The following is a 12,772-nucleotide window of genomic DNA, read 5'->3' as shown; positions in this document are numbered from 1 at the left end:
AAGCCTGAGATGTGTAGCTTTATCATATCGTCGAAGCGGCTAATCGTATGTTCTTTGGTTAGCTCTACAATTGTTGTTGAATCTATTTGTTATTTTTTTTTTTTTTAGATGTGTATAAGAGACAGATCTAACAGAAGTAGAGGCGGTCCGACCCATTTAGAGCTTTTAAAAAAACTAGGAACGTGTGCGTCATACGAGGGAAACAATGTCAATCAAGGACGGATATTCGCGCGGCGTCGCCGCTGCCTTAAAAGAAAAAGCAACGCGTGCAGTGATGCTCGTGATCCTGGGCTCCACACTGGCGGGATGTGCCGCTGCGCCGGGCATGAGAATGAGACCGGCTCCGACAATCGCAGCGGCGCCTGCGGGCCCCAATGAGCCTGAGCAGCAACTCCCCGTTCCGCTGACCAGTATCGACCTGGCATTGATCGCGAAGCTTCGCCAGACCAACTCGAACTCGAATGGCGAACTTGCGCCTCTGGAAGAGGCGGCAGGGTCGTACAGGATTGGAATCGGCGATGTACTGCAAATCACCGTTTGGGATCACCCGGAGATCGCTGCCGCGCTGGGTGCACAGCCCACCTCAACGACTCGCTCCGCCGATGCACCTTCGGGTTTCGTCGTCGACGATAAAGGCGACCTCGTTTTTCCTTTCGCGGGAAAGATCCACGTGGCGGGTTCTCGTCCGGACGAAGTACAAGCCGTTCTCGCACGATCCTTCGAAAAATCCTTTCGTGATCCTCAAGTGACGGTTCGTATTGCGTCGTTCCGGTCGCAGCGTGTTTACATCGAAGGCGAAGTGCACGCCCCGGGCACACAGGTAATCAACGACATTCCAATGAATCTGACCGATGCGATTAGCCGCGCAGGTGGCTTTGCCGCGTCAGCTGACCAAGGGCACGTCGAGCTACAGCGAAATTCCGTTCACTACATCATCGATATGTCCGGAACGCGCGTCGCAACTTCGGATCTGGCGCAGATTGTGCTGCGCAACGGGGATGTCCTGCGTATTCCGCCGCGCGACGAGTTTGGCGTGTTCGTCATGGGAGAAGTCAACAAGCCAGTGACTGCCGTTCCCAAGACGACCGGCGCATTGACGTTGAGCGAGGCTTTGTCTCAGGCCGGCAGTCTGAGTTCGACATCGGCCGATGCCGGGCAGGTGTATGTGATCCGCGGATCGCTCGACGGCAAACCGGAGGTGTTCCATCTGGACGCCAGTTCTCCGGTGGCAATGGTGCTGGCAAACGAATTTCCGCTGAAATCGAAAGACATTGTTTATGTGGACGGGAATGGCCTGGTTCGCTTCAGCCGCGTGCTAAGTCTGCTGCTTCCTGCGCTTAATGCAGGTCTGACCGCGGCGATTGTGACGAAATGATCAAACACATTCTTGTCGTCTGCGAAGGGAATATCTGCAGAAGTCCGATGGCCGCAGCCTTCTTGCGGTCGCAACTTCGCGACGTGGTAGTGACGTCAGCCGGACTTAACGCCCCTCTTGGCAGTCCTTCACCGGACTACGCTCGTCAGGTCATGCGTGAGCGAGGCTTACCGATCGACAGTCACAAAGCACAGCAAATCACGGACGCTGTCTGCACGAACGCCGAACTGATCCTGGTGATGGATAACGTTCAACGCCGCGAAGTGGAGAAGAGATTCCCGTTCGCGAAGGGTAAGGTTTTCCGGGTCGGTGAACGTGGTGACTTCGATATCGACGACCCATACCGCCAAGGGCGATCCGGATTCGAGCACTGCGCTCAAGCAATAGAAACAGGAATTTCGGACTGGGTGAAACGCCTGAACATGATCGCGGGCGGATCTGGTACGCGTCCCGCCACCATTGATAAGAGTCGCTCATGAATCTCATAGACACGCCACCGATGGAAGCCGTAGCGGAAGACGAAAACCGCGAGTTTTTCGATGTTCTCGACACCCTGCTCGAGAACCGCAAGATGATTGCGCTCGTTACCGCGCTGTTCCTGATCGCCGGGATCGCGTTTGCAATACTCGCGAGGCCGGTGTACGAAGCCCGGATTATGGTCCAGGTCGAGGATAGTCCCGACGCGTCGGCCGCCAAGAGTCTCCTAGGCGACATATCGTCCATATTCGATGTCAAGTCCAGCGCCGCGGCTGAGACACAAATTTTGTCCTCCGACCTTGTGGTGACTCGCACGGTCAATAACCTTCGGCTTTACATTCAGGCGGAGCCGACACGCTTTCCATTAATTGGCGATTTCATCGCACGGCATACCGATGGCCTCAGCACGCCTGGAATCTTCGGGTTCGGTGGCTATGCATGGGGTGATGAAAGCGTCGATGTGCCGCTGTTCAATGTCCCGAAGCGTCTGCTGGACAAGAAGTTTACATTGACCATCTTGCCGTCGGGGCGCTTTAGCATTGACGCCTGGGCGTTGGACAAGCGGCTGGAAGGTGTGGTCGGCGTCACGCAGCACTTTCGGACCGCGCAGGGTGACTTCGACATTCTCGTTGCGCGAGTAGCAGCGAATGCGGGAACGGCGTTCTCGTTGATTCGCACGTCGCCTGTCGAGGCCGTCTCCGATCTGCAAAAGATCCTCGACGCCCAGGAGAAGGTCAAGACGTCCGACGTGGTTGTCGCCACGTTGCGCGGCTATGACCCGGTTCTCGTTGCGAAGACACTCGATGAAATCGGCACGCAGTACATCAAGCAGAACGTCGAGCGCAAATCTGCTGAAGCGGCACAGTCTCTCGACTTTTTAAGGTCTCAGTTGCCGCAGTTAAAAGATCAACTCCGCGATGCAGAGTCGAAGCTCACAAAACTGCGTGATCAGCACAAAACCGTCGACCTCACTGAGGAAGCCAAGTTGGCCCTCGCTCAGTCGGCCGATGCGAAAACACGGCTATTGGAACTCCAGGCGAAGCGTCAGGAGCTGGTTTCCCGGTTTGCCGATACGCACCCAAGCGTGGTCGCAATTGATGCTCAGATTGCATCGCTATCGTCATATCGGGGTGACGCAGACGTTCAACTGCGGAAGTTGCCCGAACTGCAACAAGACCTGGTTCGTCTCATGCTGGACGTCAAAGTCGATACCGATTTGTATACCGGGCTGTTGGGCAATATGCAGCAGCTCGACCTGGTTCGGGCCGGCAAGGTGGGGAACGTCCGTCTGGTGGATGTCTCTCAGGTGCCGGAGATTCCTGTCTCCCCCAAGAAGCCGCTCGTGATCATCATCGCATTCATTTTCGGTTTGCTGGTGAGTTGCGGGATCGCAATTGGACGGTCGATGCTTTTCCGTGGAATCACGGATGCCAACGACGTTGAGCGCCGCCTCGGATTGGCAGTTCATGCAATTGTTCCATTGAGCCAACAGCAAAAGCGCGTCTCCTTCTTGTCCAAGAAGAGTGGAGAGTCGGAAAACTTGCTGAGTGTCGTGTTCCCCAACGACCCTGCGATTGAAAGCCTTAGGAGTCTTCGGACCGCAACGCAGTTTTCGATGCTCGATGCAAAAAACAATGTACTTCTGGTCGCAGGACCGGCACCGCATGTCGGAAAGAGCTTCATCGCAAGCAATCTTGCTGCGGTGCTAGCGGCAGGTGGCCAAAGAACACTGCTCATCGATGGCGATATACGCAAGGGGCGACTGAGCGATGTGTTTCATGTTAGCCGCGAACGAGGTTTGTCCGAGTTGATTTTAGGATCCGTCGACATTAGCGATGCTATCCATCAAAACGTTATCCCCGGACTGGATCTGATCACCACCGGCACCCTTCCGCCGAATCCGTCTGAACTCTTGCTGAGTAAGCGGCTTTCTCAGTTGATCCAAAAGTTGAGTGGACTCTATGACATCGTGTTGATCGATTCGGCGCCGGTGCTAGCCGTCACTGACTCGACGACGCTTGGTGCATTCGCGGGCACCGTACTGCTAGTTGCATACTCTGGCGCGACAAAGCTCGGGGAGCTTGCAGAGTCGAGGAAACGTTTGGCTCAAAGCGGGACTCGCGTGAATGGAGTGATTTTCAACGGCGTCAATCCGCAACTCGGCCGGTATGGCTATGGCTCGCGTTACGGCAACTATCGCTACACCGCGTACGAGTACGGGTCGAAATAGCGTGTTCATGCGATGTCCCACCGCATCCTCGAGTGTGTAAATGATCAAGCTTAAAGATTCTGCTATTTCGCTGGTCGGGGTGATGGCGGGCCAGGTTACGTTCTTTGCCTGCATGACCCTCCTGGGGCGCCAGTACGGGCCGTCGCCGCTTGGGCATTTCAACGCGTTGCTGGCAGTCGGTACGCTCGCTGGCACATTACTGGCGATGCGCTATGAACTCGCATGTGTGTCGGACAACGCGGCGATGTCATTTAATGCTCTTGTACATGCGCTCGCGGTGGCATCTGTCACGACGATAGTAGGCGCGACCGCTGTAGTGCTGTGGGAGCATTCGGCCTACTGGAATGTCTGCCTATTTGCTCTCGCCTACTTCATACAGACGATAGTTGGGCACTATTTCAACAGCCTGAGGCGATATGCATTGATTGCCATGTCGCGCGTGCTGGTCAACCCGGTATTTGTGGCTTACCTCGCTTTTGCACAGCACCTCCACGGCGGCTTCGACGTATTTTCCGGTTATGCAATTCTGAATGCCGTCGCGGCCGTGTGTTTCCTTAGCGTAGTATTTTTTCATGGGGCAAAGCGCGGGTACCTCTGTCGACCCAGATTGGAGTTTTTCAGAGAACACGTCCGCTACGCGAAGTTCATTCTGCCTTCAACCTTGTGTTCGTCGGTTTTGCTTTACTCGCTATCCATAGCGATTCCTGCCTGGTACTCAACCGAGCAGGCCGGCTACTTCGCCGCCGCTTATCGATTCGGGTTTTTTCCAGTCTCGCTCATTGGGCAGAGCATCGGAGGAGTATTCCGGCGCGATGCCATTCAAGCGGTCTCTGAGGGTCAGCAAATCAGCACGTTGAAGCACGTATTCGCTTTCTATGGGCGCTGGTTGATAGTGATCGCCTCATGCTACGCAATTTTTGGCAGCCTCCTATTTGGTTCCGTTATCAACATCGTATTCGGCGGTAAATGGGATGGAGCCGTGGCGTTCTTCTACGTAATGCTTCCCTTATTCGTCTTGCAAACGATGTATGTGCCGCTATCGCAAATATTTTTGGTAACCAGGAAGCAATTTCTGGATTTCTCAATTCAACTCGGTCTTGCCGCAAGCTTGCTGAGCACATTGTTTCTGGTGCATCTGTTGAAAATGCCAGTTCAGCAGGCCGTTTTCGATTTTTCGACGGTCGCTTCGGCGGGCTCGCTGGTCGCAATCATTCTGGTTGTAAGGGCTGCGGGTTTCGAAATCAACCCAGCCAATATCTTCAGGCTACAGAGCGGCAAGCGTGGCGAACGTGGCGAACGTGGCGAACGTGGCGAACGTGGCGCCATCAGGTTGCATCTCCCGGGCGCCGTGAGCGAGGAAAAAACTAATGAATAATTCAACTGTAAATTTAAAGGCCGCGGACTCTGTACTTTTTCCTTGGATAAACGGGAAGGGCGCCGCATGGGTGGTGCTGCTCAGCGTTGTGCTTTTAAGTGGATTGTTCCCGTTCGCTTCGTTTTACCTATTGTTGCTGCTCATGACATTACTGTCTAGCGCGCATTCTCCAGTGCGTGTAATCGTGTGTCTGCTCTGCATCGGCTCGATCATTGTGTTCGGTCCGCTAATCGCGCTGAAGCTTCCCATCAACAACGGTGGGAATGACAAGATCCAATACTTGGATTTCATGCGGACCATGGATGCGTCTGGGCTAGCCTACTATCTCTCGACGCAGCCCGAGGTACTGTCATTTTCGACAATGTACTTGGCATATGTCTTATTCGGGCCGACCGACCTCGCATTTTTATTCATATTCATTATTTCTTATTCCTTGCTGCTGTACGCCGTTTGGAAGATTGAATATCGCGCGCTGCCGCTTTTTATATTGCTGATCACTTCGTCCGGGGCGTTCTATTCGTCTTATGCGAACGTAATAAGGCAGGCTATGGCTTTCCCGTTCATGTTTCTATTCTTCACCGCTGGTCGCACCCGGAGCAGGATGCTTCTGCTGACACTTTCTAGTCTTGCACATTTACCAAGTTTTCTTATTATGGCGCCGTATGCCGCCTACCGATATTTTAAAAAATGGGCAGTGCTTGGTGCCATCCTGGTGGCAGTTTCGGTCTTTGCTGTTTCGAAATATAACCTTAACGCTCTTAGTGCACTGAGTGGAGACGATGGCGGTTATGTCTCCAAGAAAGTCGAACTGTACAGCGCGTGGGATGAATATAGCGTGGTAGTTGTTGCCCTAGCGGCGCTTGCCCTCTTCGCAGTGAATAACTACTTGTGGCTACGTTCGATGAAGAATGACGCGAGAAAGACTGGGCGGCTACATAGCAGAGAGACGAGGGAACTGCTGATAGCGTCGAACTTTGCCTTTATTTCGCTGATGGCAACCTACAACCTCTCTAAAGTTTTTGAAAGAGTTTATATCTATTTCTTTGTTCTCTCTATTGCGTACCTGGCTGTTCTACTTGCCCGGATGCGGCCGGGTCCGAGCAAGGCGATCATCATTCTTGCCGGGATCGCCTATTCAATATATGGATTTTTCAAAAATCTTTTCATTGCGGAATTGTTGTTTGCGGGTGATCCGTTTGGGTTTCTGACATCCAATTTTCTGGAGCTGTACCGCAGTTTAATTTGAAATTTTATATTTAATAATGCTTCACGTCACGGGTCAAACAAACATGGCGGACCGGCTGAGAAATTGGTTGCACACGGTAATCATATTGGTCTTGTTAGCGCAAGCTAGTCAGGTCGGTTTGGCATTGGCGCAATCGAATACCTATCGCGTACCAGGAGCGGTGATCGCTCACAGCTATGCCAGAACTGGAATCTACCTCGGCTCACCCTCCATAGTCATATTGGGAGATGGGACGCTTGTGATGTCGCACGACACGTTCGGCCCAAACTCCAAAGCAAACGCGGAAGAGGTATTTAATTCCCGCGATGGAGGAAGAAGTTGGTCCAAGGTCGCCACAGTCGGCGATCAATATTATTCGTCACTCTTTGCCCATAGAGGCGCGCTTTATTTGCTCGGTACATCGAAGCTTCTCGGAGTTGCAGTGATTCGCCGTTCGACTGATGGCGGCAAGACCTGGTCCAATGCCCGCGACGCCGGAAGCGGCGTTCTGGCGACAGACGGCAAGTATTTTTCTTCAGCGCTGCCGGTTGTCACTGCTCGGGGCAGATTGTGGAAGGCAATTGAGGTGATCGACCACGTCGGAATCATCGTGAAAATGATGTCTGCTGACATAAACAGTGATCTCCTTAACGCATCAAGTTGGACTTTCTCGAATGGACTGACACCCGATAAGAATTGGCTTGACGGCAAATTCGGAGGTTGGTTAGAAGGCAATGCTGTGGCGATGCCGAGTGGCGCCGTCGTGGACGTATTGCGGGTTTACTACAATTTTCTGCCAGAGAAGGCGGCACTTGTCTCGTCGAGTGAAGACGGGTCAAACATTAGCTTTGATCCGGAGCACGGATTCGTTGACCTTCCGGGAGGAGGCAAGAAATTCACGATTCGCTATGACCCGTCCACGAAGCTGTATTGGTCACTGACGAACGCCGTGCTTCCCGGTAGTTACAACGGGAATAATCTGGAGCGGGCGCGCAACACTCTTGCACTCGTGTCGTCAACTGATCTGCGCAACTGGAAAGTTCGACGTGTCGTTCTTCACAGTGACGACGCTGACAAGCACGGCTTCCAATACGTCGATTGGGTGTTCGACAAGCATGACATAGCTGCAGTGGTTCGGACCGCTTTTGACGACGACGATGGCGGCGCACATTCTCAGCACGATTCCAATTTCATCACCTTCCTGCGAGTGCCCAATTTTGCAAGCAATTGATTGCCAGTGTCTTGGTGCCGTGCCGGTCATCGCGGACCAATCCGCGTGTCCACGCGCTAGGCGACCAGCTTGCATTGGATGCCGCCCGGTTTGGATTTATCTCGTTACTGGAGCCGTTTTATGATCTTGGTTCTTGTCGATTCGATGGAGCGATACAGCTTCTTCCGTCGCCTCATCAGCCCTATAAAAAGTGAAGCTCGATTCCTGTTCGTGACAACCGAGCCGCTTGCTCATCTTCTATTGATCGCCAGAGGTTTCCAGTCGGCGTACGTCAACCGGAGACAAGCAGTAGCGGACAAATATATGGAAGAAGCCGAAGCGACGAATTTTCGACGAAGTATCGAAATCCTGAGCGGTTGCATTTCGGAAGATCGGGCGAGGAAGGACGCCGCATCAGTAATTGAGGGAATCCGTAAAATTCTTTCTGAACACGATATCGAAGCCTGTTTGCTCTGGAATGGGCAGCAATTGGCTGGTCGCGTGCTGACCTACCTGTGCGACATTCATGGAATCCGCAGAAGGGTCATGGAAATTTCCAATCTTCCAAATAAGCTTTTCGTGGATTCGCAGGGCGTGAATGCGCTTTCAACTATTGGAGGCAATCCTTCGATACTTGATGATCTGACGATGCCGGACGAGCAAAAGCATGCCGACTGGTTTGCGGAGTACGAGCATTACAAAGCATCCCCGCTGCCGCAATCGGCTGTTACGTTTTCGAAAAAGGCTAAGCGCCTGGTCAATTACGCGCTCAAGTATCCGTTTGGCGGTGCCTGCCGCACCGAGTTTTCACAGGTGCGTAGACGTGGTCGGGGGAAAACTATGTTCGTCACAGAACCTTGTTCGTTGGAAGAACTGAAACAGCAACGTTATATGTTTCTGCCGCTTCAAGTTTCTAGCGACACCCAAATAAAGCTGCATTCTGATGTCGACAACATTGACGCGATTCGTATTGCAGCGGCGAAGGCTAGGGACCTGGCGCTCAGGCTGATAGTTAAGATCCACCCTGCCGAGACGGACGTTCGTGCTATAAACGAAATCGTGTCGATGCGCAAAAATTTCGAGTTCGAAATCGTTACGCTCTCCACGAACGACCTAATTCGATATGCCGATGAAGTGGTAACGATAAATTCGACGGTTGGATTGGAGGCACTTCTGTACGGGAAACGGGTAACGTGCCTTGGCCGTTGTTTCTATGTGAACTTCGACAGAGCGAGGCTCCTGAAGTATATCCATGGGTACCTGACCGATGGTATCGACTACTTTGGTGGAGGAAATATATCTGCTCGTGCGGCGCGAAGTGTCTGTGGTCTGTCGGAGAAATCATAATGAACAAGTGCGCCGTACTTATTCCTCACTACAACGACCCCACAGGGCTCAACGAATCTCTCCAGTCCATAACGCCGGATGAACGCCTGTGCGTTTTCGTTGTAGACGATGGAAGCAACATCAAGCCTAACGAAATGAAGGCGAGGGATGTCTACAACGGCGAGCTGAAGTTTATCTATTTACCGTCGAATCAAGGCATAGATCACGCTCTGAACGCTGGCTTGGATCGTATTGGAGAATCCTATGCCTTTATCGCCAGGCTAGATTGCGGGGACACGTGTGCGAAAGATCGGTTCTCGAAGCAGATTGAATATCTGGAGACGCATCCTTTTGTGATGCTCGTCGGCAGCGCTGTGACCTTCGTTACGGAAGAGGGCGAAATATCCTTCACGCTTCGTCTGCCAACGACCAGCGATTTAATTCGCCGGGCAATGTTCTCGAATTGTGCGTTCATTCATCCAACGGTCATGTGGCGGTCGTCTGTAATGAGCGAGATCGGGTTTTACCCGACCACATATCCGGCTGCAGAAGATTACGCGCTGTTCTGGAAATTCGTGGAGCGTTATAGAACGGCGAACTTGCCTGAGGTGTTGGTGTTTTCAAAGCTTTCGCCGAATGGCATTTCGGCGCGCAGGCGGGCAGTGCAACTCAGATCCCGGCTGCGACTGCAACGAGAACATTTGACTTTGAATGCCGCTTCGCTACTGGGCGTCGCGAAGACCTTGACGCTTATGTTGATCCCGCGCGATATCCTCACGACTATCAAGAGATTCCGACTTGGAAAAGACGTGCTGAACGACGTAGCCTGAAGACGGAGATCGTTTCATCGACGCATGAATGTTGTCTTTCCGTGTGATGGCCTGCTCCAGGCAACGCGGTTGGATGATCATCGCTTTTAAATTGAAGTCCGTAACGGGCGCTCCGCGACAATTTTGTAATCAGGATAGTCAAGAACATGATGCATACCAAAATCAGCGATAAGGTTAGAGCGGGAAATGACCTCCCCTTCGTTTTGTTTGGCGGATTGAATGTATTAGAAACGTTGGATCTCTCCCTTCGTACGTGTGAACACTTCGTCGAAGTGACGAAGAGGCTAAACGTTCCGTTTGTCTTTAAGGCTTCCTTCGACAAGGCGAATCGTTCGTCGATCCATTCCTATCGAGGCGTAGGTTTGCACGCAGGTCTGGAAATTCTGGCTGCGATAAAAGCCCGCTTTGATGTGTCCGTGGTTACCGACGTACACGAGATCGAGCAGGCGTCTTGCGTAGCGGAAATAGCTGACGTGTTACAGGTCCCGGCTTTCCTTGCGCGCCAAACAGACCTGTTGGTCGCTATTGCCAGGACGGGGCGGGCAATTAATGTGAAGAAGCCGCAGTTCATGAGCCCGGCGCAGATCAAACACGTCGCCAACAAATGTGTCGAGGCGGGTAACGACCAGATCATTCTTTGCGAGCGTGGTAGCTCGTTTGGATATGACAATCTGGTGGTCGATATGCTTGGATTTCGTCAGATGGCAGAAGCATCCGGCGGGCACCCCGTGATATTTGACGTTACTCACAGCTTGCAATGCCGGGATGCACTGGCATCTGCGTCTGGTGGCCGTCGGCGGCAGGCTCTAGACTTGGCGCGAGCAGGTATGGCGGTTGGTATCGCGGGCCTGTTTCTCGAAGCACATCCGGATCCGAATTCCGCTCGTTGCGATGGACCGAGCGCGCTGCCGCTGGCGCTGCTTGAGCCGTTCCTTGCGCAGGTCAAGGCAGTCGATGATCTGGTTAAAAGCCTGCCGGTCTTAGAAATCCACTAGAGCTCGATCATCGCTCAAGGTGAGCGTGAAGGGATTCCGCGCCGAGAGCGGAAGGCTATGACTTTGTTAAGCGCGAGGATGTCGTTACGGGACGTAACGTAACGAGTCTCTCGCAGCGGGTGCCCTTACTGACTGCTCTGTTCCGGAAAGCGTGCTCCGCGTCGTCGCGCTGCGCGAAAACAGTGCCTTACGTCATCGCTGATACGCGTCCTTCTGTTGGCATATTTGCTGCTTAAACATTGTCAGCATGTACCGCGCACAAATCTTACTCGAAGTTAAGCGGAGCAGAGGTTTGCAGGTCGTGCTGCCGACCGGAGCATTTATCGGGCGACCCCGAATAGGGGCCCGGCGTCGTTGGTACCAGTAAATAAATCAAAGACCAGTTCTTTACTAAAACAATACTTGGGGTTCGGGATGAAAATTGCGCATGTCGTCGAGACATGGATTGGCGGGGTTGCCAACTATGTCACCTCGTTGATCGTCGAGCAACGCGCGCGTGGTCATGAGGTCGTCTTGATCTGCGATCCAAGAAATATCCCGAACCTGCCTCTCGCACTGGACGGCGTCACTGTCGTCAACTATGAGTCGAGCCGCAATCCGCTGCGCTTCGTTCGAATCGCGCGTCGGGTAAAGAAACTGGTCGATGAAATCAACGCGGACATCGTGCACTGCCACAGTTCGTATCCTGGTGTGTATGTCCGACTTCATCGCATGCATGGGCAAAAAATTCTGTACACACCGCATGCGTGGTCTTTCATGAAGAAGGACATTTCCCGCTTCACTGCGCTTGGTTTCGCGCTTGTCGAACGTCTGCTTGCACATCGAACAAACCGGATTCTCTGCATGTCTTTCGATGAAGTGAGAGCGGCGAGAAGGTACGGCATCGACATGGACAAGATCGAGCTTCTCTATACGGGCATTTCATCTGAAGCAGCGCGCGAGCAGAATGCTCTCAGCGGCCAGCCCCTTGCGACAATCGCGCGGCCCATTCAGGTGGGGTATTTTGGCCGTCTCGACTATCAAAAAGGCTTCGACATCGTAGTCGATGCGGTTCCGATGTTGAACGAAGGCATCCACGTTCACGTGTTTGGTGTCAGTGTGAGAGGCGGCGTTGACGCGCGCGGCCATGAATCACGTATGACGCATCATGGCTGGATGGACCCTGAGGGCGCTCGCCGGGCGATGCAGCAGATGGACGTAATCGTCGTGCCTTCACGCTGGGAGGGCCTCGCGTTGGTGCCGATCGAAGCAATGTGCGCCGGCAAGGTTCTGGTGGTTTCGTGCGAAAGCTCTCTGCCAGAACAGGTGATTCATGGCTACAACGGTGTAATCCTGCGGCAACTGACGGGCGAATGTCTGGCCCGTGAGCTGAATGCGCTGTCGATTGATGAATGCCGCCGGATGGGGCAGAACTCACGTCATGTGTTCGATCATGCTTTCAGCGCGGACAAGTTCTTTAGGACTTTGATGACTTGCTACGAAAACGCGTGACGATTTTGACCTCAGCAGACATTCCGTATGCGGGAATATACTTTGATTTAAGCGCCGTGTGAGCAGTGCCGGCATGCCGTCGTCACACAGTGACTTCGGGAACCGGCATGTCGTTTATCGACTCTCCGCCTCAAACCGATCCAACTCCCCAAGCAAACGCTCGATCTGAAACGTTTGCAATTCGGTCAGGGGGAATTCATCCTGTATGCGCTGTAGTCGCTTTCGCCAATATGCTGGC

At 53.1% G+C, this 12,772-nt stretch carries 10 protein-coding genes; all 10 read left to right on the top strand.

Annotation, left to right across the window (positions count from 1 at the left end):
* Positions 1–205: 205 nt before the first annotated feature.
* The 10 genes from FSO04_RS23085 (at position 206) to FSO04_RS23040 (ending at position 12,534) form a co-directional block, all read left to right on the top strand.
* Positions 206–1,375 carry a polysaccharide biosynthesis/export family protein gene (locus tag FSO04_RS23085; RefSeq protein WP_154562807.1) on the top strand — a complete coding sequence of 390 codons (1,170 nt, stop codon included), beginning with the start codon at positions 206–208 and terminating at the stop codon, positions 1,373–1,375.
* Positions 1,372–1,854, top strand: coding sequence for a low molecular weight protein-tyrosine-phosphatase (locus FSO04_RS23080; RefSeq protein WP_154562804.1), 483 nt, complete (start codon positions 1,372–1,374; stop codon positions 1,852–1,854). Before FSO04_RS23085 ends, FSO04_RS23080 begins: the two co-directional genes overlap by 4 nt.
* The gene (locus tag FSO04_RS23075) at positions 1,851–4,082 is read left to right on the top strand and encodes a polysaccharide biosynthesis tyrosine autokinase (protein ID WP_154562802.1); all 2,232 of its coding nucleotides are present in this window, start codon (positions 1,851–1,853) and stop codon (positions 4,080–4,082) included. Before FSO04_RS23080 ends, FSO04_RS23075 begins: the two co-directional genes overlap by 4 nt.
* 40 nt (positions 4,083–4,122) lie before the next feature.
* Positions 4,123–5,457 (top strand): lipopolysaccharide biosynthesis protein, encoded by a 1,335-nt coding sequence (locus FSO04_RS23070; RefSeq protein ID WP_154562800.1) that lies wholly within the window; start codon positions 4,123–4,125, stop codon positions 5,455–5,457.
* On the top strand, positions 5,450–6,703 hold the full coding sequence (locus tag FSO04_RS23065; protein WP_154562798.1) for an EpsG family protein: 1,254 nt from the start codon (positions 5,450–5,452) through the stop codon (positions 6,701–6,703). Before FSO04_RS23070 ends, FSO04_RS23065 begins: the two co-directional genes overlap by 8 nt.
* Before the next feature lie 43 nt (positions 6,704–6,746).
* Positions 6,747–7,913, top strand: a complete 1,167-nt coding sequence (locus FSO04_RS23060) for a sialidase family protein (protein ID WP_233464953.1) — start codon at positions 6,747–6,749, stop codon at positions 7,911–7,913.
* A 120-nt stretch (positions 7,914–8,033) separates the two neighbouring features.
* Complete coding sequence (locus FSO04_RS23055) at positions 8,034–9,239, top strand: capsular polysaccharide export protein, LipB/KpsS family (RefSeq protein ID WP_154562796.1); 1,206 nt, start codon at positions 8,034–8,036, stop codon at positions 9,237–9,239.
* The gene (locus FSO04_RS23050) at positions 9,239–10,048 is read left to right on the top strand and encodes a glycosyltransferase (RefSeq protein ID WP_154562794.1); all 810 of its coding nucleotides are present in this window, start codon (positions 9,239–9,241) and stop codon (positions 10,046–10,048) included. The genes FSO04_RS23055 and FSO04_RS23050 overlap by 1 nt, the downstream gene beginning before the upstream one ends.
* A 149-nt stretch (positions 10,049–10,197) precedes the next feature.
* A complete protein-coding gene (kdsA, locus tag FSO04_RS23045) occupies positions 10,198–11,043 on the top strand; it encodes a 3-deoxy-8-phosphooctulonate synthase (protein ID WP_154562825.1) in 846 nt (281 codons plus the stop codon).
* Between the two features lie 354 nt (positions 11,044–11,397).
* The gene (locus FSO04_RS23040) at positions 11,398–12,534 is read left to right on the top strand and encodes a glycosyltransferase (protein ID WP_233464952.1); all 1,137 of its coding nucleotides are present in this window, start codon (positions 11,398–11,400) and stop codon (positions 12,532–12,534) included.
* The last annotated feature ends 238 nt before the right edge of the window (positions 12,535–12,772 follow it).

The organism is Paraburkholderia madseniana, assembly GCF_009690905.1.
In the GTDB taxonomy this organism is placed as follows: domain Bacteria; phylum Pseudomonadota; class Gammaproteobacteria; order Burkholderiales; family Burkholderiaceae; genus Paraburkholderia; species Paraburkholderia madseniana.
This window is presented reverse-complemented; position numbering and strand designations above follow the sequence as displayed.

What these genes read in the sequence shown, in the direction of transcription:
- FSO04_RS23075 (WP_154562802.1), top strand. Translation starts at nt 1,851, where the DNA reads ATGAATCTCATAGACACGCCACCGATGGAAGCCGTAGCGGAAGACGAA.
- FSO04_RS23055 (WP_154562796.1), top strand. Translation starts at nt 8,034, where the DNA reads ATGATCTTGGTTCTTGTCGATTCGATGGAGCGATACAGCTTCTTCCGT.
- kdsA (WP_154562825.1), top strand. Translation starts at nt 10,198, where the DNA reads ATGCATACCAAAATCAGCGATAAGGTTAGAGCGGGAAATGACCTCCCC.
- FSO04_RS23085 (WP_154562807.1), top strand. Translation starts at nt 206, where the DNA reads ATGTCAATCAAGGACGGATATTCGCGCGGCGTCGCCGCTGCCTTAAAA.
- FSO04_RS23070 (WP_154562800.1), top strand. Translation starts at nt 4,123, where the DNA reads ATGATCAAGCTTAAAGATTCTGCTATTTCGCTGGTCGGGGTGATGGCG.
- FSO04_RS23050 (WP_154562794.1), top strand. Translation starts at nt 9,239, where the DNA reads ATGAACAAGTGCGCCGTACTTATTCCTCACTACAACGACCCCACAGGG.
- FSO04_RS23065 (WP_154562798.1), top strand. Translation starts at nt 5,450, where the DNA reads ATGAATAATTCAACTGTAAATTTAAAGGCCGCGGACTCTGTACTTTTT.
- FSO04_RS23080 (WP_154562804.1), top strand. Translation starts at nt 1,372, where the DNA reads ATGATCAAACACATTCTTGTCGTCTGCGAAGGGAATATCTGCAGAAGT.
- FSO04_RS23060 (WP_233464953.1), top strand. Translation starts at nt 6,747, where the DNA reads ATGGCGGACCGGCTGAGAAATTGGTTGCACACGGTAATCATATTGGTC.